Origin of the sequence: Microbacterium sp. JZ37 (assembly GCF_035188445.1) — a bacterium.
Lineage (GTDB): Bacteria > Actinomycetota > Actinomycetes > Actinomycetales > Microbacteriaceae > Microbacterium > Microbacterium barkeri.
In genome coordinates, this window is the sequence record NZ_CP045253.1 from 2117811 (window position 1) to 2136333 (window position 18523).

The 18523-nt window shown below is 72.7% G+C and carries 17 protein-coding genes; 11 read left to right on the forward strand and 6 right to left on the reverse strand.

Translation table 11 applies throughout. The annotated features are described in order from the left end of the window. Positions 1-70 precede the first annotated feature (70 nt). The 3 genes from GC092_RS09800 to GC092_RS09810 all read left to right on the forward strand — a co-directional run bounded on the left by GC092_RS09800 (position 71) and on the right by GC092_RS09810 (position 2512). Complete coding sequence (locus GC092_RS09800) at positions 71-523, forward strand: MarR family winged helix-turn-helix transcriptional regulator (RefSeq protein ID WP_324011644.1); 453 nt, start codon at positions 71-73, stop codon at positions 521-523. Continuing rightward, complete coding sequence (locus tag GC092_RS09805) at positions 520-1749, forward strand: MFS transporter (protein ID WP_324011646.1); 1230 nt, start codon at positions 520-522, stop codon at positions 1747-1749. The genes GC092_RS09800 and GC092_RS09805 overlap by 4 nt, the downstream gene beginning before the upstream one ends. A gap of 118 nt (positions 1750-1867) precedes the next feature. Then, the gene (locus tag GC092_RS09810; protein WP_324011647.1) at positions 1868-2512 is read left to right on the forward strand and encodes a GntR family transcriptional regulator; all 645 of its coding nucleotides are present in this window, start codon (positions 1868-1870) and stop codon (positions 2510-2512) included. Here the strand turns inward: GC092_RS09810 and GC092_RS09815 are convergent. Together GC092_RS09815 and GC092_RS09820 are read right to left on the reverse strand one after the other, a co-directional pair. Beyond that, the gene (locus GC092_RS09815; RefSeq protein WP_324011649.1) at positions 2497-3948 is read right to left on the reverse strand and encodes an anthranilate synthase component I family protein; all 1452 of its coding nucleotides are present in this window, start codon (positions 3946-3948) and stop codon (positions 2497-2499) included. The genes GC092_RS09810 and GC092_RS09815 overlap by 16 nt on opposite strands. Further along, positions 3945-4541, reverse strand: a complete 597-nt coding sequence (locus GC092_RS09820) for an anthranilate synthase component II (RefSeq protein ID WP_324011651.1) — start codon at positions 4539-4541, stop codon at positions 3945-3947. The genes GC092_RS09815 and GC092_RS09820 overlap by 4 nt, the downstream gene beginning before the upstream one ends. 45 nt (positions 4542-4586) lie before the next feature. Between GC092_RS09820 and GC092_RS09825 the strand changes: the two genes are divergently transcribed. Both GC092_RS09825 and GC092_RS09830 read left to right on the forward strand, forming a co-directional pair. Continuing rightward, a complete protein-coding gene (locus GC092_RS09825) occupies positions 4587-5378 on the forward strand; it encodes an aminotransferase class IV (RefSeq protein WP_324011652.1) in 792 nt (263 codons plus the stop codon). A 23-nt stretch (positions 5379-5401) separates the two neighbouring features. Further along, positions 5402-6055 (forward strand): SIMPL domain-containing protein, encoded by a 654-nt coding sequence (locus GC092_RS09830; RefSeq protein WP_324011654.1) that lies wholly within the window; start codon positions 5402-5404, stop codon positions 6053-6055. A 37-nt stretch (positions 6056-6092) separates the two neighbouring features. On the opposite strand, the gene GC092_RS09835 is transcribed toward GC092_RS09830, so the two are convergent. Together GC092_RS09835 and GC092_RS09840 are read right to left on the reverse strand one after the other, a co-directional pair. Continuing rightward, entirely contained in the window at positions 6093-7481 is a 1389-nt protein-coding gene (locus GC092_RS09835; RefSeq protein WP_324011656.1) for a glycoside hydrolase family 43 protein, read from the reverse strand. Between the two features lie 144 nt (positions 7482-7625). Then, positions 7626-7796, reverse strand: coding sequence for a hypothetical protein (locus GC092_RS09840; protein ID WP_271173998.1), 171 nt, complete (start codon positions 7794-7796; stop codon positions 7626-7628). 237 nt (positions 7797-8033) lie between these two features. Here GC092_RS09840 and GC092_RS09845 point away from each other — a divergent pair, with 237 nt between their 5' ends. After that, positions 8034-8687, forward strand: a complete 654-nt coding sequence (locus tag GC092_RS09845; RefSeq protein WP_324011659.1) for a phosphoribosyltransferase — start codon at positions 8034-8036, stop codon at positions 8685-8687. 10 nt (positions 8688-8697) lie between these two features. Next, positions 8698-9402 (forward strand): IclR family transcriptional regulator, encoded by a 705-nt coding sequence (locus GC092_RS09850; RefSeq protein WP_324011661.1) that lies wholly within the window; start codon positions 8698-8700, stop codon positions 9400-9402. Positions 9403-9412: 10 nt separating this feature from the next. On the opposite strand, the gene GC092_RS09855 is transcribed toward GC092_RS09850, so the two are convergent. Beyond that, entirely contained in the window at positions 9413-11299 is a 1887-nt protein-coding gene (locus GC092_RS09855) for an FAD-binding monooxygenase (RefSeq protein WP_324011664.1), read from the reverse strand. Positions 11300-11574: 275 nt separating this feature from the next. Here GC092_RS09855 and GC092_RS09860 point away from each other — a divergent pair, with 275 nt between their 5' ends. Further along, positions 11575-13218, forward strand: coding sequence for a thiamine pyrophosphate-binding protein (locus GC092_RS09860; protein ID WP_324011665.1), 1644 nt, complete (start codon positions 11575-11577; stop codon positions 13216-13218). 57 nt (positions 13219-13275) lie between these two features. On the opposite strand, the gene GC092_RS09865 is transcribed toward GC092_RS09860, so the two are convergent. Then, on the reverse strand, positions 13276-14658 hold the full coding sequence (locus tag GC092_RS09865) for an MFS transporter (protein WP_271173993.1): 1383 nt from the start codon (positions 14656-14658) through the stop codon (positions 13276-13278). A 158-nt stretch (positions 14659-14816) separates the two neighbouring features. On the opposite strand from GC092_RS09865, the gene GC092_RS09870 reads away from it, so the two are divergent. Genes GC092_RS09870 through hpaE form a run of 3 tightly spaced genes read left to right on the forward strand, consistent with a single transcriptional unit; the run spans position 14817 to position 18506 of the window. Beyond that, the gene (locus GC092_RS09870; protein WP_324011667.1) at positions 14817-16283 is read left to right on the forward strand and encodes a fumarylacetoacetate hydrolase family protein; all 1467 of its coding nucleotides are present in this window, start codon (positions 14817-14819) and stop codon (positions 16281-16283) included. A 4-nt stretch (positions 16284-16287) separates the two neighbouring features. Next, positions 16288-16998, forward strand: coding sequence for a GntR family transcriptional regulator (locus GC092_RS09875; RefSeq protein ID WP_324011669.1), 711 nt, complete (start codon positions 16288-16290; stop codon positions 16996-16998). After that, a complete protein-coding gene (hpaE, locus tag GC092_RS09880; RefSeq protein WP_324011671.1) occupies positions 16995-18506 on the forward strand; it encodes a 5-carboxymethyl-2-hydroxymuconate semialdehyde dehydrogenase in 1512 nt (503 codons plus the stop codon). The genes GC092_RS09875 and hpaE overlap by 4 nt, the downstream gene beginning before the upstream one ends. Positions 18507-18523 lie beyond the last annotated feature (17 nt).

The window sequence follows — 18523 nt, forward strand, 5'->3', positions numbered from 1 at the left end:
CGGCGTCAGCGCGTCGCTCCGTCGTCCCCATATCCATACCGACGTTATATAACTGCGGTATGCTGTTGACATGGATCGCGCACGGGACCTCGAGAGCATCATCGTCGCGGCGCACGCGCTCACCCGCGTGGCGGCGCTCGAGACCCGGAACGAGGCGCCCGCCGCGCAGTGGCGGACCCTCGCGATCCTCCGCGAACGGGGGCCGCTGCGCATCGGCGAGCTCGCTCGACTCAGCCGCATCACGCAGCCGGGCGTCACGCGCCTGATCGGCGGCATGGCCGACGCTGGGCTCGTCGCGCGCGAGCCCGACCCGGACGACTCGCGCGCGGTGCGCGTGGCCGCCACCGAGCGCGGCGAGCAGGCGTACGCCGCATGGCGCGTGCAGCTCGTCGAGGCGCTCCTCCCCCGCTTCGCGGATCTCAGCGACAGCGAATGGCAGGCGCTGCGCACCTCGGCCGAGCTGCTCACGCAGCGGATGGCCGACGCGCGGCCCGCGGACGGAGAGGAGAGCTCGGCACGATGAGCTCAGGAGAGAGAACGGCGTCGATCTGGCGCCAGCCGATGCAGGTATGGGCGGTCGCATTCGCGAGCGTCGTCGCGTTCATGGGGATCGGCCTGGTCGACCCGATCCTGCCCGCGATCGCGGAGCAGCTGCACGCGACCCCCGCCGAGAGCGAGCTGCTCTTCACGAGCTACCTCGTCATCACGGGGCTCATGATGCTCTTCACGAGCTTCGTCTCGAGCCGCATCGGCGCCAAGCGCACCCTCCTCATCGGTCTCGGGTTCATCCTCGTGTTCGCGTTCCTGTGCGCTGTCAGCGGCTCGGTCGACGCCGTGATCGGCTTCCGCGCGGGCTGGGGCCTCGGCAACGCGCTCTTCATCTCGACGGCCCTCGCGACGATCGTCGGCGCGGCGGCCGGCGGCAGCGCGAACGCGATCATGCTCTACGAGGCCGCGCTCGGCCTCGGTCTCGCCGTGGGCCCGCTCGTCGGCGGTCTGCTCGGAGAGGTGACCTGGCGCGCTCCCTTCTTCGGCGTCGCGACCCTCATGGCCATCGCCATCATCGCGATCGCCGTGCTGCTCAGGGCACCGGCCGACCGCCCGGAGCCCGTGCGCCTCACGGCGGCATTCCGCGCGCTCGCGACGCCGGCGCTCGGCCTGCTCGCGACGGCCGCGATCTTCTACAACATCGCGTTCTTCGTCCTGCTCGCCTACTCGCCGTTCCCGCTCGGCTTCTCGGCGCTCGGCATCGGCTTCACCTTCTTCGGCTGGGGGCTCGGCCTCGCGATCACCTCGATCTGGGGCGCGCCGCTGCTCCTGCGCGTCGTGCGCAGGACGACGGCGATCGCGATCATCCTCCCGCTCATCGCGGTCGACCTCGTCGTCGCGGGGCTCCTCGTCCACAGCAAGCCCGCGCTCGTGACGTGCATCGTCGTGGGCGGGCTGCTGTTCGGCTTCATGAACACGATCCTCACGGAGACCGTGATGGAGGCGACCGACATCCCGCGCTCGATCGCGTCGTCGTCGTACTCGGGCGTGCGCTTCCTCGGCGGCGCCGCCGCGCCGCCCCTCGCGGCCGTGCTCGCCGAGCATTGGGGCGACACCGCTCCCTACGTGTTCGGGGCGATCGCCGCGCTCATCGCCGCCGTCATCGTCGTGAGCGGACGCCGTCTGCTCGCGCGCGCCGATGCGGGCCACGAGACCGCGGTCGACCAGGCTCAGGCCGTCCTCGTCGGCGACGCCGACTGATGCGGCGCCCCGTGGAGTCTCGGCGCCGAGCGCGCCGCGACTCCACGGGCACCTGGGTATCGCGCTCGGAGCGCGCGCGGCCCTACACTGCGAACATGCGCGTCATATCGGTATCGCGATGAGCGACTTCACGCCCCTGCGGCCCCCGGCACCCACTCGACTGAGCGAGCTCGTGTTCGAGCGCATCGCCGCGTCGATCGTGTCGGGAGAGCTCGCGCCCGGGGCCCAGATCAAGGACGACGAGGTCGCCGCCCAGCTCGGCGTGTCCCGCATGCCGGTGCGCGAGGCCTTCCTCCATCTCGAGCGCATCGGCCTCATCGAGATGGTCGCGAGCAGATACACGCGCGTGACCGAGATGACGCCCGAGATCGCCCGGGACGCCTTCGAGTACGCGGGCAACCAGGCCGGATGGGCGGGGCGCCTCGCGGCCGAGCGGATGACCGACGAGGAGCTCGCGCACGCGCTCTCGCTCCTCGACGCGATCCTCGCCGAGACCGGCGATGCCGACGCCCATCGGAAGCGGCTCGACGACTTCTACCTCGACCTCCTCGAGCAGTCGCGCAGCCGGCAGCTCCAGCTCGCGTCGCGCGACATCAACCTCGCGCTCGCGCGAGCGGTGCACGGCGTCGAGTCGGTGCCGGACGACCTGCTCGCGGCGATGGGCGACGGGTACCGGCGGCTGCGCGAGGCGCTCGCGGAGCGCGATGCCGACGGCGTCGAGCGGATCATCCGGGAGATCCACGCGATCTACGCGCGACTCTGACCGTCTTCGAAGGGGTGCGTGCAGCCGAAGGCGCGCAGCATCGCCGCCGACTTCGCGACGGTCTCGTCGGCCTCGGCCGCGGGATCGCTGTCGATCGTGATCGCGCCGCCCGTGCCGATGCGCGCGACGCCGTCGGCGACGACCGCGGTGCGGATGACGACCGACAGGTCGACGGCGCCGCAGCGCGAGAAGGCGCCGATGACCCCGGCGTAGACCCCGCGCGGCTCCGCCTCGAGCGCATCGAGCAGCTCGACCGTGCGCCGCTTCGGCGCACCCGTCATCGACCCCGGCGGGAACAGCGCCCCCGCGGCCCGCACGCCCCCGGCGGGGCGCGGCAGCAGGCGCGCCCGCACCGAGGTCACGAGCTGGTGCACCGTCGCATACGTCTCCACGGCCATGAGCTGGGGCACGTCGACGGTGCCCGGGGCGCTGATCCGGCCCAGGTCGTTGCGCAGCAGGTCGACGATCATGAGGTTCTCGCTGCGCGTCTTCGGGTCCGCGGCGAGCGCGGCCGCCGCCGCGCGGTCGGCGGCGGGATCGGCGAGGCGTCGCGCGGTGCCCTTGATCGGCTTCGTCTCGGCCCAGCCCGAGCGCGAGACCGTGAGATAGCGCTCGGGCGAGCACGACAGGATCGTCCGGCCCGGCAGCCGCAGGTACGACGCGTAGGGAGCGGGGTTGGCGCGCCGCAGCCGCCGGTACGCCTCGAAGGGCGCGTCGTCGACCGGGCATCGCAGCGTGTAGGTGTAGCAGGCCTCGTAGGAGTCCCCCGCGAGGAGCCAGGAGCGGACGGCGTCGAGGTCGCGCCGGTAGCGCGCGCGGGTCACGGAGGCCTCAGCAGCGCCCGCGGACGGCGGCGCGAGCGGCGGCGCGAGCGGCGCGAGCGGCGCGAGCTCGCCGAGCCGCTGAGCCGTCGCGGCGATCCAGGAGCGCGCGTCCGCCTCGTCGGATGCGGGGCCGGTCGCGACGACCTGCACGACGCCGTCGACGTGGTCGACGACGACGTACCGGCTGAGGTGCACGAGCTGGGCGTCGGGCTCGCGCGTCGGCCGCCGCGCGCCGATGTCCTTGACGCCGTAGCCGATCGCGCCCACGTAGCCGCCGGCGAACGGGAGATCGGACGGCGCATCGACGGGGTTCGCGTCGAGACGCTCGGCGAGGAGCTCCCACAGGTCGATCCCGGCTCCCGCGTCGGCCCCGTCGATCCGCACCCGGCCGTCCGCCGCCCAGAACTCCACGACGTGATCGCGCGGCCCCTCCGGCGCGCCGATGATCGACCAGCGGCCCATGCCGTACGCCTGCTGGGCGCTGTCGAGCCAGACCGCTGTCCCTCCGTCCGGGCCGTGGAGCGCGGCGAAGATCGCCTCGGCGTCGCCCTCGAGCGGCAGCGTGCGCGTCCACGCGAGCCACGTGCCGGGGCGCCCCGTCGAGCCCGTCATGCGCGCTCCTGTGCGAGGAAGTTCTCGACGATCCGACCGCCCGCGCCGGTCCCGATCGACTCCGGATGGAACTGCACGCCCCACCATCCGCGCTCGACGCACTCCCCGGCCATGATGAGGCCGTCCTCCGAGCGCGCGGTCACGCGCAGCGCAGCCGGAGCGGGCTCGGCGACGACGAGCGAGTGGTAGCGGACGGCGTCGAACCCGTCGCTCATGCCCGCGAACAGGGCGGACCCGTCGTGCGCGATGCGGTCGATCCGCCCGTGCGCGGGGCGCGGGGCCGGCACGATGCGCCCGCCCAGCGCGACCGCCATCGCCTGGAATCCGAAGCACACGCCGAGCACGGGCACCGCCGCGCGCTCGAGCACCTCGAAGCCGCGCCCGACGTCCTCCGCGCAATGGGGTGTGCCGGGCCCCGGGCCGAGCACGACGTGCGAGTACCCCGCCAGGTGGTCGACGTCGACGTCGTCGTTCTGCACGAGGTGCGGCTCCACGCCCGTCGCGCTCCAGATGAGCTGCAGCAGGTTGCCCGTGTACGAGTCGTAGTTGTCGACGAGGAGCACTCGGAGCCCGCCTGCCTGTCCCTTCGTCATCGACACCATTCTGGGGCACGCGCGGACGGGTGCGAGACTGGGCGCATGCAGCTGCTCGACGGGGCGCCCGCGTCGGCGGCCGATCTCCAGCCGCTCGCGCTCACGGGCTTCGGCCACTTCACCACGGTGCGGGTCGAGCGCGGCGGCGTGCGCGGCCTCGCGCGGCACCTCGCGCGGCTCGCGCGAGACTGCCGCACGGTGTTCCGCGTCGAGCTCGACATCGCGACCGTGCGCGATCAGCTGCGCGCGGCGATCGCCGACGAGCCGGACCCCGTCGTCGTGCGGGTGACGGTGTTCGACCCGCGGCTCGGGGTCGAGCGACCCGGAGCGGAGGCTCGCCCCCGCGTGCTCATGACGCCGCGCCCTGCCGCCGCCGCGCGGCCTCCCGCCCTGCGCGTGCGCACGGTCCGCTTCGCCCGCGAGCTCCCGGCCGTCAAGCACACGGGCCTCTTCGGCGCTCTGCTCGCCCGTGCCGAGGCGCAGCGCGACGGGTGGGATGACGCCGTCTTCGCCGACGACGCCGGTCGGCTCGCGGAGGGACCCACCTGGAACCTCGGGTTCGTGCGCGACGGCGACGTCGTCTGGCCGGCCGCCGACGCGCTGCCCGGTGTCACGGCGGCGGTTCTCGACGACGCGCTGCGCGCGCACTCGGTGCCGAGCTCGACCGCAGCCGTGACGCCGGCGGATCTCCCCCGGATGGACGCGGCGTTCGCGACGAACGCCGGATTCGGTGTGCGGCCCATCGCGAGCATCGACGGGGTCGCGTGGGATCCCGCGCACCCGGCGCTCGAGCGGCTCGAGACGGCCTATCTCGGGATCCCGCTCGAGCAGGTGTGAGGGCGCCCGCGTAGAGTCGCGCCATGAGCGATGTCATCATCACGGTGCGCGGCGAGGATGAGGAGCGCAGAGCCCCCGAGCGGGCGACCCTCCATCTCTCCGTGCGCGCCGACGCGCCGGCGCGCGACGAGGTCGTGCGGCGCGTCCTCGTGCGGTCCGAGACGGTCCGCGAGCGGATCGCCGCGGCGAGCGCGGCCGGATCGATCCTCGACTGGTCGAGCGCGCGTCTCGCCGTGCGCGTCGAGCGCCCGTGGGGCGACGGCGGCGTCCGCCACGACCCCGTGCACACGGCCGCGGTCGAGTTCACAGCGACGTTCGCCGATGCCGGCGACCTGTCGGCGTGGGTGTCGGACGCGTCGACGCTCGACGACGTCGAGATCGGCGAGGTGCACTGGCACCTCACCTCGCAGACGCGGGCCGCCCTCGAGCGCGAGGTCGCCGAGCGGGCGGTGGGCATCGCGGTCGCGAGGGCGAAGGCGTACGCCGAGGCGCTCGGCCTGCACTCCGTCGTCCCGCTCGAGGTGGCCGACCCGGGCTTCCTCGCCCCCGAGGGCGGCCCGCGACCGCTTCGCGCGATGCGCGCGACGGCGTTCGACGCCGCAGAGGCCGCCGTGAGCTACCGCCCCGACGACATCGTCGTGTCGGCCGCCGTCGAGGCGCGGTTCGCCGCGCGCTGACGCGGCGGGCGCCGCACGCGCCCGCCGCCTCACGCGGTCATCGTCGTCCGGGCTTCGCGACCGAGAGCTGGGCGACGTCGCTCTGCACCCGGCCGTGGGCGTTCTCGACCGTCGCGCGCACGAGCATCCCGTCGCTCTCGGAGCGCGCCTTCTCGATGCGGTACGACGCCGAGCCATCCGTCGCGATCTGCGCGGTCGAGCCGGCCGCGGGCTGCCACGTCGCGCCGCCATCGGCGGATGTCTCCCACGTCACGACCGGAGCGGGCGCACCCGAGACCTCGATCGCGAACTGCGCCGATCCGTTCCTGCGCGCCGTCGCGTCCTCCGGCTGCGCGGCGATCTCGGGCAGCCCGACCGTCTGATCGACCACGGGCCATCCGTCCTCCCACGCGAGTCGATGGAGACCGAGACGGGGGAAGTAGGGGATCTCCTCGTTGGCCGCGTCGTAGTAGTGGAAGGCGAGCACGCCGTCGTCGACGGACTGCCCGCCCGGGCCGACGATCGCGCCGTGGGTGTCGAGCAGCGTGCTCCCTCCCCCGCCGAGCATGTCGCGGCCGTCCTTGTCGAGGTACGGGCCCGTGACCGACCGCGAGCGCCCCACCGCGACGTGATAGGTGCTGTCCGCACCCTGGCAGCAGGCGTCGAAGGAGACGAAGAGGTAGTACCAGCCGTCGTGCTCCTCGATGAACGGCGCCTCGACGCGATTGCCGGGGGCGAAGCGGTCGACGAGGTGCACGGCGTTCTCGACCGCGCCGGGCACGGGCTTGCCGCTCGGCCACGCGATCTCGACGAGGAAGATCCCGTACCAGTGCGAGCCGATCGCCATGTAGGGCGTGCCGTCGGCGTCCTCGATGATGCCGGCGTCGATCGCGTTGAACTCCTTGCCGCCGGCGATGGGCTGGGGCGACGCGATGACGGGACCCTGGTCGACCCACGCGTAGTCGGGGTCGTCGGGGTCGAGCGTCGTGTTCGTCGCGAGCGCCGTGACGGAGGTGTTCGTGCCGAAGCGCGACGCGGAGTAGTAGAGGTAGTAGGTGCCGTCGTGCTCGTAGAGCTCGGGCGCCCACAGGTTGTCGGGCAGTGCTCCGTCGGCGAAGTGGTCGTCGATCCAGGCGGGGATCTCGTCCCACACGTTGCCGTCGTACTCCCACGTGACGCCCTCGTCGTGCGACGACCAGGTCTGGATCGTCCCGCCGTTCGCGCGGCCGACCTCTCCGGTCGAGTACACGTACCACGTGCCGTCGCTCTCGTCGATGAAGAGCGACGGGTCGTGGATCGGCGCGGTCTGCCCCGTGACCGAGATGCCTCCGGTCGGTGCCGGCTCCGGCTCGGTCGGCGGGGCGGCCGCGGCGGGCACGGCCGCGCTCGCGACGAGCGTGGCCGTCAGCAGGGCGGCCGGGAGAAGGGAAGAGCGGCGCGATGTCATCTGACTCCTTTTACAACGTTGTAGATCAGGACTGCACCGACCCTAGCCGGACCGGACACGAGGGGTCAACCGCACGAGAGAGGGGAACGCGCGGGCGCGTTCCCCTCGACCTCGTGCGGGACGTCATCCCGACGGCGCTCGGAGTCAGGCGGCCATGCCGCCTCCTCCGATCACGCGTCCGCGCGTCTCGGATTCGCGCGCGAACGGGGTGTGGGCGTTCTGAGAGAAGCCGGGCGTCTCGGCGAGCATGCTGTGGCTCGTCTGACGCCGGGAGTCCCCCACCTCTGCGCACACGTCATAGCGGATGAAAGGCATTTCCGTCTCCCTGCAGATGAGGCCCCAGTCGCCCCGCGATCCCCCTGCGCGCCGATCCGTCCGGCGGCAGCCCCTCGGTCTCCAGGACGTTCCCCATCCGCCCTCCAGTAAAGCCACCTCGCGGTCTGCGAGGTGGGCGCGTCGCGGATTTAACCCTCGACTTCACCCATTGCATCCTCCGGAGGATCATGGCAGAAGGGAGGTGTCCACGGAAGGGCGGGAAGGAGCGCTGACAGGATGCGGACCGACCGCTTCGCCGACCGCGCGGAGGCGGGCCGCGCGCTCGCCGACCTGCTCGCGGATGTCCGCGGCACGCCGGATCTCCTCGTCCTGGGGCTCCCGCGCGGCGGCGTGCCGGTCGCGGCGGAGGTCGCGCGTGCGCTCGGCGCCGAGCTCGACGTGCTCGTGGCGCGCAAGCTCGGCCATCCGGCGCAGCCCGAGGTCGCCATGGGCGCGATCGCCGCGGTCGGGCGCGAGGACCTCGCCGCCGTGGAGAACCCGGCCACCGCCGACCCCTCGGCGATGGCCGGCGTGCGGGCCGACGAGGAGGTCGAGCTGCGGCGCCGACAGCGGGCGTACCGAGACGGCCGACCGCCCGTGCGGATCGACGGCCGCGTGGTCGTGCTCGTCGACGACGGCCTGGCGACGGGCGCCACCATGCGCGCCGCCGTCGCGGCCGTGCGCGCGGCCTCCCCCGCGCGCGTCATCGTCGCCGTGCCCGTCGCGCTCGGGACGACGGCCGACGACATCGCGCGCGAGGCCGACGAGGTGGTGTGCGCGTGGACCGCCGAGGGCCTGTGGGCCGTCGGCGCCGCGTACGACCGCTTCGATCAGACGAGCGACGACGAGGTGCGCGAGCTCCTCGCACGCGCCCTGCGGGACATGTCCTAGTCTCGAACCCATGGCGGCACCCGCAGCTGGATCGCAGACGCTGAGCCGCGGCATCCGGCTGCTCGAGCTGATCGCCGCCTCCGAGCGCGATCCGACGATCGACGAGCTCGCGGCGCGCCTCGACGTGCACCGCTCGGTCGCCTACCGTCTGCTGCGCACGCTCGAGGACCACGGACTCGTCTCCCGCGACGAATCGGGCAGGGTCGCGCTCGCCGCGGGCCTCGCCGCCCTGGCGGCCGGCGTCTCGCGCGATCTCCGCCAGGCCGCGCTCCCCGATCTCGAGGCGGTCGCCGACGAGCTCGGGATGACCTGCCTCCTCGCGATCCAGCTCGACCGCGACGAGGCCGTGACGCTGCTGAGCGCATCGCCGCGGCAGACGATCGCCGTCGTCTCCTACCGCCCCGGCCACCGCCATCCCATCACGCGGGGCGGCCCCGGCAAGGCGATCCTCCTGTCCATCCCCGAGGAGTCCTGGCCCGCCGACGTCGACGACCGGCTGCGCACGGAGATCGCGGAGAGCCGCGCGCGCGGGTACGCCGTCAGCCACGACGAGGTCGTCTCGTCGCTGCACTCCGTCGCGGTTCCGCTGACCGTGCCGGGTCAGCCGCCCGCCGCGATCGCGGTCATCCACGTGTCGCTGCCGCGCGAGGCCGCGGCCATCGCCGCGCGCCTGCAGTCCGCGGCCGCGAGCGTCGTGCGCCGCTACGGGGCCTGACCGGAGCGGATCAGGCGCCGACCGCGGTCGCCGCGCAGCCGGCGAAGAATGCGGCGAGCTCGTCGCGCGCCGCGAGCGGGAGGACGTGCGCGACGTACTGATCGGGCCGCACCACGACGACGGCGCCCGAGCGGTCGACGCCGCGCGCGTCGAAGATGTCGTCGCGCGGATCGGCCGCGTACACCTTCTCGTGGTCGACGACCTGGAACGGCCCCGTGCGAGGCCGGAACACGTCGGGCACGCGTCCCGGATCGACGTCGAGATGCGCCTCCTGGTAGACGACCTTCACGTCGAACCACGCATCGCGGTCGGCGCCGGCGGGCGTCGCGGCGAGCGGCGACGCCGCCGAGGTCGCGAGCCACTCGGCGAGCTCGACCGTCTCCGACCCGCGCGCGAGGCCATCCGCCCCCGCGAAGACGTAGATGCGCCAGCGGCCGTCCGCACGCGCGTGGTGCCCCAGGTGCACGGGATTGCCGTCGCACACGCGCACGACCGGGTGCGATCGGAAGCGCTTGCCGATCGGGAACCCGGCGGCGAGCGCCTGGTGGACACCCTCCCCCACGATCATGGACGGCGCGTACTCGGTCATGAACCCCGCGGGGAACTCGGCCGTCTGCACGTAGAAGCGCTCGAGCTCGGTCGGGTCGTCCAGCTCGTCGGGCTTCGCGGCCATGAGCGACGACCACTTCCGGTCGAAGTCGATGAGGTTCTGCGCGACGACCTGCCGCTCGGCGGAGTACGTCGCGAGCAGGGTCTCGGGCGCGCGGCCCTCGAGCACGTGGCCCAGCTTCCACCCGAGGTTGAAGCCGTCCTGGATCGACACGTTCATCCCCTGTCCGGCCTTGGCACTGTGCGTGTGGCACGCGTCGCCCATGATGAAGACGCGCGGCGTCCGCGAGCCCGGCTCGATGACGTCGTCGAAGCGATCGGTGACGCGGTGGCCGACCTCGTACACGCTGCGCCATGCGACGTGCCGCACGGTGAGCGTGTACGGGTGGAGGATCTGGTTGGCGCGGGCCTCGACCTCCTCCTGCGTCGTCAGCCGCACCCGACCGTTGTCGTCGGGCGGCACCTCGCCGAGGTCGACGTACATGCGGAAGAGATGGTTCCCCTCGCGGGGGATGTGCAGGATGCTGCCGCCGTCGTGCGACTGGATGGCGCACTTGCGGCGGATGTCGGGGAAGTCGGTGTCGGCGAGCACGTCCATGACGCCCCACGCGTGGAACGCCTTCGCGCCCTGGTGCGTCGCGCCGATCGCCTCGCGCACGCGGCTGTGCGCCCCGTCGCCGCCGACGACGTACTTCGCGCGGACGACGCGCTCGGCGCCCTGGTCCGGGCCGACGGTGCGCCGCAGCGTGACCGACACCGGATGGTCGCCCTCGCCGATCTCGAGCCCGACGAACTCCCACCCGTAGTCCGGCCGGTTCCGTGTGGGCGAGTGCGCCATGACCTCGAGGAAGTAGTCCTGCACGCGCGCCTGGTTCACGATGAGGTGCGGGAACTCGCTGATGCCGGTCGGGTCGTCGGGGGCGACCGCGGTGCGCACGATGTTCTCGGGATGCGCGGCATCCGGCTTCCAGAAGGCCATCTCGGTGATGCGGTAGGCCTCCTCGATGATGCGGTTCGCGAAGCCGAACGCCTGGAACGTCTCGACGCTGCGGGCCTGGATGCCGTCGGCCTGGCCGACCTCGAGCCGTCCGCCGCGGCGCTCGATGATGCGCGTCGTGATCCCGGGGAACTGCGACAGCTGCGCCGCGAGGGTGATGCCCGCGGGCCCGGTGCCGACGATGAGGACGTCGACGACGTCGGGGAGCTCCTCCGGGCGCTCCAGCCCGACGCCCGCGGCCGGCTGCACGCGCGGATCGCCGGAGACGTAGCCATGGTGGTGGAACTGCACGGGAGATCTCCTCACGTCGATGTGGGTGATGCAGGCTGCTGCGCCGCGAGTTCGATAATCGAACACGTCGTTCTCTTATCGAATGAGCCGAGCGTACTCCGGATCCGCCGTCGAGGCAAGAGAACGTATACGATCTGCCCGTCGATTCGATAGGATGGTCGCGTCCGGGCCGCGGGAGCGCCCGGTGCTCGAAAAAGGGGCACGAAGCCGCGCGGCGGCGCGAGCGAGACACATACGGAGCACCGTCGCCCGTCCTCGTCTCGAAAGGCCCTGCCATGCCCCATGTCTCCCAGCACGTCGCCGTCGCCCTCGCCCGCCACATCGACCAGGTGTTCGGCCTCATGGGCAACGGCAACGCCCACTTCCTCGACGCCATCCTGCGGCACACGTCCGCGTCATTCACCGCCGTCCGCCACGAGGCGGGCGCCGTGGTCGCGGCTGACGCGCACTATCGCGCCTCCGGACGGATCGCCGCCGCGACGACGACGTACGGAGCGGGCTTCACGAACACCCTCACCGCGCTCGCCGAGGCGGCGCAGGCGCGCGTGCCGCTCGTCCTCATCGTCGGGGACGAGCCGACATCCGGGCCCCGCCCGTGGGACGTCGACCAGATCGCGCTCGCCTCGGCCGTCGGCGTCCGCACGTACACCGCCGGACGCCTGGACGCCGCCGCGAGCACCGTGATCGCGATCGAGCACGCGCTGTCGTACCGCGTCCCCGTCGTGCTCGCGATCCCCTACGACGTGCCGACCCTCGAGGCCGGCGAGGTGCCGCCCACGCCGCCGCTGCATCTGCCGCAGCCGCAGGAGCCGTCGCCGGCCACCCGCGCCGCGATCGCGCGCGTCGCCGAGGCGCTCGCCGCGGCCGAGCGGCCGCTCCTCCTCGCGGGGCGCGGTGCGCACCTGGCCGGCGCGCGCACCGCGCTGGGCGCACTCGCCGACGCGACGGGGGCGATCACGGCATCGACGGCGCTCGGCCGCGGAGTCTTCCCCGACCCGCGCCACGATCTCGGCGTGACGGGAGGCTTCGGCGCCCCAGGGGCGATGGAGCTCATCCGCGAGGCCGACGTCGCCGTCGTTCTCGGCGCGTCTCTCAGCCCGTTCACGATGCGCTTCGGCGAGCTCTTCTCGCCCGGAACCCGCGTCGCGCAGGTCGACGTCGCGCCGACGGCGACCCATCCGCGCGTCGGCGAGTTCCTGCAGGGCGACGTGCGCGTGATCGCCGAGCACCTCGTGCGCGCGCTCGACGGGGCGACGCCGTCGGGGTGGCGCGAGAGCGTCGACCTCACTCCCCTGCGCGTGCAGGACCCGGGCGAGCGCACGGCAGCCGATGGGCGGCTCGACCCGCGCAGCGCCGCGGCGCGCATCGGCGAGCTCCTGCCCGAGGACCGCATCGTCGTGAGCGACGGCGGGCACTTCATCGCGTGGGCCAACATGTACTGGCCGGTCGCATCGCCCGAGCGGATGATCATGGTCGGCACCGCGTACCAGTCGATCGGTCTGGGGTTCCCGAGCGTCGCGGGCGCCGTGCAGGCCGCGCCGTCGGCGACGGTCGTGCTCACGACCGGCGACGGGGGCGGCCTGATGGCGCTCGCGGATCTCGAGACCGCCGTCCGGACCGCGGGCGGCCGGGGCATGTGCGTCGTCTGGAACGACGGGGCGTATGGCGCCGAGGTGAACCTCTACGGGCTCAAGGGCCTCGCCGAGGCGCCCATGCTCATCCCGGACGTCGACTTCGCCGCGCTCGGCGCGGCGGTGGGAGCCGAGGGGGTGGTGGTGCGCGACCTCGCCGACCTCGAGCACCTCGCGCGCTGGACCGCGCGCCCCGTCGAGGAGCGGCCGTTCCTCCTGCTCGACCTCCGCGTGAGCCGGTCGGTCATCGCCCCGTATCAGCGCGAGGTCATCCGCGTGAACAGCTGAGGCGTCGGCGCTGAGGAGGCGGCCCGGATCACCGGGCGGCCTCCTTCCGTGCGCGGGTCAGCGCTCCCAGGCGTAGATTCCCTCCGACTGCTCGGCCTCCGCGGTCGGACGCAGGTTGATGCCCTTGCGATCGCGCAGGAGCAGCGTCGCGACGAGGCCGACGGCCGTCATGCCGACGAGGTACCACGTGACCGAGGTCGACGAGCCCGTCGTCTGCTGCAGCCACTGCGCGATCGTCGGGGCGAACGCCCCACCGAGGATGGCGCCGATCGCGTAGGAGATGGAGACGCCCGAGAAGCGGACGGAGGCCGGGAACATCTCGCTGTACCACGCCGACTGCGGGCCGTAGGTGAACCCCAGCCCGATCGTCAGCAGGATCAGGCCGAGCGCGAGGAGAGCGGCGCTGCCGGTGTTGACGAGCGGGAAGAGCGCGAAGAGCGCGGCGCCCTGCGCGACCCAGCCGATGATGTACGTCGTGCGCCGACCGAGCACGTCGCTCAGCCAGCCGGCGATGAACGTGGAGACGAGCCACGTCACCGACGAAGCCGTGACCGCCCACAGCACCGCGCCGCGATCGAGACCGACGGGCCCGTCGGGGTTCGTCGCGTAGTTCTGCACGTAGCCGCCGGTCGTCATGTAGCCCACCGCGTTGTTGCCCGCGAAGACGAGCGCCGCGAGCACCACGAGCGGCGCGAAGCGCGCGAAGAGCCTCACGACGGGCGCGCTCGTGCGCTCCTTGCGCTCGGCGATCTCGGTGAAGACCGGGCTCTCCTCGACGCGGCGGCGCACCCAGTAGCCCACGACGATGAGGACGATCGAGAAGAGGAACGGGATGCGCCAGCCCCATTCGAGGAAGGCGTCGCCGGGGAACACGGCGTTCATGATCGCGAGCATGGCGCTCGCGAGGAGGAGGCCGATCGGGACGCCGATCTGCGGCATCGCCCCGTAGAGGCCGCGGCGGTCGCGCGGCGCGTGCTCGACGGCCATGAGCACGGCGCCGCCCCACTCGCCGCCCGCCGAGACGCCCTGCAGGATGCGCAGGACGATGAGGAGGATCGGCGCGGCAGCGCCGATCTGCGCGTAGGTCGGCAGCAGCCCGATGAGGACGGTCGCGGCCCCCATGAGGATGAGCGTCACGACGAGGACGATGCGGCGGCCGAAGCGGTCGCCGAAGTGGCCCGCGAGGAACGCGCCGAGCGGGCGGAAGAGGAAGCTGATGCCGACCGTGAGGAACGACAGGATCGTGCCGAGGCCCGGGCCCGCGGGCTCGAAGTAGAGCTGCGCGAACACGAGGCCGGCGGCCGAGGCGTAGATGAAGTAGTCGTACCACTCGACGGTCGTGCCGACGACGGTCGCGATGGCGACGCGGCGGCGGTCGGCCGACGAGGCGATGGTGCCGGTGGGCGTGAGCGGCCCGCCGTTCGGGTGATGCGCGGACATCTGGCACTCCAATGTGACGAGGTCGGATGGCGCGTCTGCGCGCCGTCGATCTGGACAATATACGATTTCGAATACGTTCCGACAACACCCCTTGCACCGGGCAACGGATCGTATATGATCTCGTACACGACATCCGTTCGACGAGCGAAGGAGCTCCCGTGGGCCTCGAAGACCGCCGCCTCCCCCGACCCGGGAAGATCATCGCGGTGCACCTGAGCTATCCCTCGCGCGCCGACCAGCGCGGGCGCCGCCCCGCCGCACCCTCGTACTTCCTCAAGCCGTCGAGCTCGCTCGCCGAGAGCGGTGCGACCGTCGAACGGCCCGCCGGGACCGAGCTGCTCGCGTTCGAGGGCGAGATCGCGCTCGTGATCGGCACGGCCGCGCGCGGGATCGGCATCGACGACGCGTGGGACCACGTCGCGTGGGTCACGGCCGCCAACGACTGGGGGCTCTACGATCTCCGCGCGAACGACAGGGGCTCGAACCTGCGGAACAAGGGCCGCGACGGGTACACGCCGATCGGCCCCGACCTCATCGACGCGCGCGCGGTCGACCCCGCGGGCCTGCGCGTGCGCACCTGGCGCAATGGCGAGCTCGTGCAGGACGACACGACCGCCGAGCTCCTCTTCCCCTTCCGGCAGCTCGTCGCCGACCTCGCGCAGCACCTCACGCTCGAGCCCGGCGACGTCATCCTGACCGGCACCCCCGCCGGCTCGTCGGTCGCCCTCCCCGGCGACGTCGTCGAGGTCGAGGTCGACGCGCCCGACGCGCCGGGTGCCCCGACGAGCGGCCGACTCGTCTCGCGTGTCATCGAGGGCGCCGCCCGGTTCGATCCCGCGCTGGGATCCCTCCCCTCCGTCGACGACCGCCAGCGCGAGGAGGCGTGGGGCTCGCGCGCCGCCGCCGGGCTCGACGCCCCTGCTCCCGCCCTCGACCCCGCGCTGCGCGCCAAGCTCCTCGAGGCACCCGTCGCGGGGCTCTCGCAGCAGCTGCGCAAGCGCGGTCTCGACAGCGTGTCGATCGACGGCGTGCGGCCGACCCGCCCGGGCGTCAAGCTCGTCGGCGTCGCGCGGACGCTGCGCTTCGTGCCCCACCGCGAAGACCTCTTCCGCAGCCACGGCGGCGGCTACAACGCGCAGAAGCGCGCCTTCGATGCCGTCGGCGAGGGAGAGGTCATCGTGATCGAGGCCCGCGGCGAGCGCGGCTCGGGCACGCTCGGCGACATCCTCGCCCTGCGCGCCCTCGCGCGCGGAGCCGCCGGCGTCGTCACCGACGGAGGCGTGCGCGACTACGCGGCCGTCGCGGAGATGGACCTGCCCGTCTTCAGTCAGGGGCCCCACCCGGCCGTCCTCGGCCGACGCCATGTGCCGTGGGACGCCGACATCGCGATCGCGTGCGGCGGCGCGACCGTCGTCCCGGGCGACATCGTGGTCGGCGACGACGACGGGGTGATCGTCATCCCGCCCGCTCTCGCCGACGAGGTGGCCGACGCGGCGCTCGCACAGGAGGCCGAGGACGCCTGGATCGCGGAGCAGGTCGCCGCGGGGCACCCGGTCGAGGGCCTCTTCCCCATGAACGCCGAGTGGCGGGCGCGCTTCGACGCCGCCCGCGGGACGGGAGGATGAGAGCATGACCGACACCCTCACCGGCCTCAGCAAGTCGCAGCGCGCGTACGAGTGGATCCGCGAGCGGATCCAGCGGCACGAGTTCGGCCCCGGCTACCGTCTCGTGCTCGGCTCGATCGCCGCCGCGCTGGACATGAGCGTCGTCCCCGTGCGCGAGGCCGTGCGCCGCCTCGAGGCCGAGGGCATCGTGGAGTTCGAGCGCAACGTGGGAGCCCGCGTGACGCTCGTCGACGAGACGGAGTACCTCCACTCCATGCAGACGCTCGGGGTGGTCGAGGGCGTCGCGACCTCGCTCTCGGCTCCGCTCCTCGACGCCGCCGATCTCGACCGCGCGAGCGCGATCAACGAGCGGCTGCGCCGGCTGCTCGACGACTTCGACCCGCACCGCTTCACGGTGATCAACCAGGAGTTCCACGCGGTGCTCTTCGAGCCCTGCCCGAATCCGCACATCCTCGACCTCGTGCACCGCGGATGGACGCGGATGGCCGGGCTGCGGGATTCGAGCTTCGCCTTCGTCCCCGGCCGCGCGCACGAGTCCGTCGCCGAGCACGACCGCATCCTCGAGCTCATCCGCTCGGGCGCCGAGCCCCTCGAGATCGAGCTCGCGGCGCGGGAGCACCGCTGGGCGACCATGAACGCCTTCCTCGCGCAGCGCCACGCCACCGAGACGCAGACCGACCGAACGAAGCCCCTCACCGAGGAGGAGGAGACATGACCGACATCGCCCTCGACCGCCGGCACGTGCCCGCGGACCTGCCCGAGCGCATCCAGCACTACATCGACGGGGAGTTCGTCGACTCCGTCGACGGCGGCACGTTCGACGTGCTCGAGCCCGTCTCGAACGACGTGTACCTGCAGGCGGCCGCCGGGCAGAGAGCGGATGTCGACCGCGCGGTCGCAGCCGCACGCCGCGCGTTCGCGGATGGCCCGTGGCCGCGCATGCTGCCGCGCGAGCGCTCCCGCGTGCTCCACCGCATCGCCGACATCGTCGAATCGCGCGATGCGCGGCTCGCGGAGCTGGAGTCCTTCGACTCGGGCCTGCCGATCACGCAGGCTCTCGGCCAGGCGCGGCGCGCGGCCGAGAACTTCCGCTTCTTCGCCGACCTCGTCGTCGCGCAGGCGGACGACACCTTCAAGGTGCCCGGCCGCCAGATCAACTACGTCAACCGCAAGCCGATCGGCGTCGCGGGGCTCATCACGCCCTGGAACACGCCGTTCATGCTCGAGTCCTGGAAGCTCGCCCCCGCGCTCGCGACCGGCAACACCGTCGTGCTGAAGCCGGCCGAGTTCACGCCCCTCTCGGCGTCGCTGTGGGCGGGCATCTTCGAGAAGGCGGGCCTGCCGCGCGGCGTGTTCAACCTCGTCAACGGCCTGGGCGAGGAGGCGGGCGACGCTCTCGTGAAGCACCCCGACGTGCCGCTCATCTCGTTCACGGGCGAGAGCCGGACGGGACAGATCATCTTCGCGAACGCGGCCCCGCACCTCAAGGGGCTCTCGATGGAGCTCGGCGGCAAGAGCCCGGCGATCGTGTTCGCCGACGCCGATCTCGACGCCGCGATCGACGCGACGATCTTCGGCGTCTTCTCGCTCAACGGCGAGCGCTGCACGGCCGGCAGCCGCATCCTCGTCCAGCGCGCGGTGTACGACGAGTTCGTCGAGCGGTACGCGGCCCAGGCGAAGCGCGTGAAGGTCGGCTACCCGCACGACCCCGCGACCGAGGTGGGCGCGCTCGTGCACCCCGAGCACTTCGCGAAGGTGATGTCGTACGTCGAGATCGGCAGGAGCGAGGGTCGGCTCGTCGCGGGCGGCGGGCAGCCCGACGGCTTCGCGTTCGGCAACTTCGTCGCGCCGACCGTGTTCGCCGACGTCCCGCGCGACGCGCGCATCTTCCAGGAGGAGATCTTCGGGCCCGTCGTCGCGATCACGCCGTTCGACAGCGACGAGGAGGCGCTCGCGCTCGCGAACGACACGAAGTACGGGCTCGCAGCGTACATCTGGACGAACGACCTCAAGCGCGCCCACAATGTCGCGCAGGCGGTCGAGGCCGGCATGGTGTGGCTGAACTCGAACAACGTGCGCGACCTGCGCACGCCGTTCGGCGGCGTGAAGGCGTCGGGGCTCGGCCACGAGGGCGGCTACCGCTCCATCGACTTCTACACCGACCAGCAGGCCGTGCACATCACCCTGGGCGAGGTGCACAACCCGACCTTCGGCCGGAACTGACTCCCGGCCATCCGCTC

What these genes read in the sequence shown, in the direction of transcription:
- GC092_RS09810 (WP_324011647.1), top strand. Translation starts at nt 1,868, where the DNA reads ATGAGCGACTTCACGCCCCTGCGGCCCCCGGCACCCACTCGACTGAGC.
- GC092_RS09865 (WP_271173993.1), bottom strand. Translation starts at nt 14,658, where the DNA reads ATGTCCGCGCATCACCCGAACGGCGGGCCGCTCACGCCCACCGGCACC.
- GC092_RS09850 (WP_324011661.1), top strand. Translation starts at nt 8,698, where the DNA reads ATGGCGGCACCCGCAGCTGGATCGCAGACGCTGAGCCGCGGCATCCGG.
- GC092_RS09875 (WP_324011669.1), top strand. Translation starts at nt 16,288, where the DNA reads ATGACCGACACCCTCACCGGCCTCAGCAAGTCGCAGCGCGCGTACGAG.
- GC092_RS09835 (WP_324011656.1), bottom strand. Translation starts at nt 7,481, where the DNA reads ATGACATCGCGCCGCTCTTCCCTTCTCCCGGCCGCCCTGCTGACGGCC.
- GC092_RS09830 (WP_324011654.1), top strand. Translation starts at nt 5,402, where the DNA reads ATGAGCGATGTCATCATCACGGTGCGCGGCGAGGATGAGGAGCGCAGA.
- GC092_RS09825 (WP_324011652.1), top strand. Translation starts at nt 4,587, where the DNA reads ATGCAGCTGCTCGACGGGGCGCCCGCGTCGGCGGCCGATCTCCAGCCG.
- hpaE (WP_324011671.1), top strand. Translation starts at nt 16,995, where the DNA reads ATGACCGACATCGCCCTCGACCGCCGGCACGTGCCCGCGGACCTGCCC.
- GC092_RS09860 (WP_324011665.1), top strand. Translation starts at nt 11,575, where the DNA reads ATGCCCCATGTCTCCCAGCACGTCGCCGTCGCCCTCGCCCGCCACATC.
- GC092_RS09840 (WP_271173998.1), bottom strand. Translation starts at nt 7,796, where the DNA reads ATGCCTTTCATCCGCTATGACGTGTGCGCAGAGGTGGGGGACTCCCGG.
- GC092_RS09805 (WP_324011646.1), top strand. Translation starts at nt 520, where the DNA reads ATGAGCTCAGGAGAGAGAACGGCGTCGATCTGGCGCCAGCCGATGCAG.
- GC092_RS09815 (WP_324011649.1), bottom strand. Translation starts at nt 3,948, where the DNA reads ATGACGGGCTCGACGGGGCGCCCCGGCACGTGGCTCGCGTGGACGCGC.
- GC092_RS09820 (WP_324011651.1), bottom strand. Translation starts at nt 4,541, where the DNA reads ATGACGAAGGGACAGGCAGGCGGGCTCCGAGTGCTCCTCGTCGACAAC.
- GC092_RS09845 (WP_324011659.1), top strand. Translation starts at nt 8,034, where the DNA reads ATGCGGACCGACCGCTTCGCCGACCGCGCGGAGGCGGGCCGCGCGCTC.
- GC092_RS09800 (WP_324011644.1), top strand. Translation starts at nt 71, where the DNA reads ATGGATCGCGCACGGGACCTCGAGAGCATCATCGTCGCGGCGCACGCG.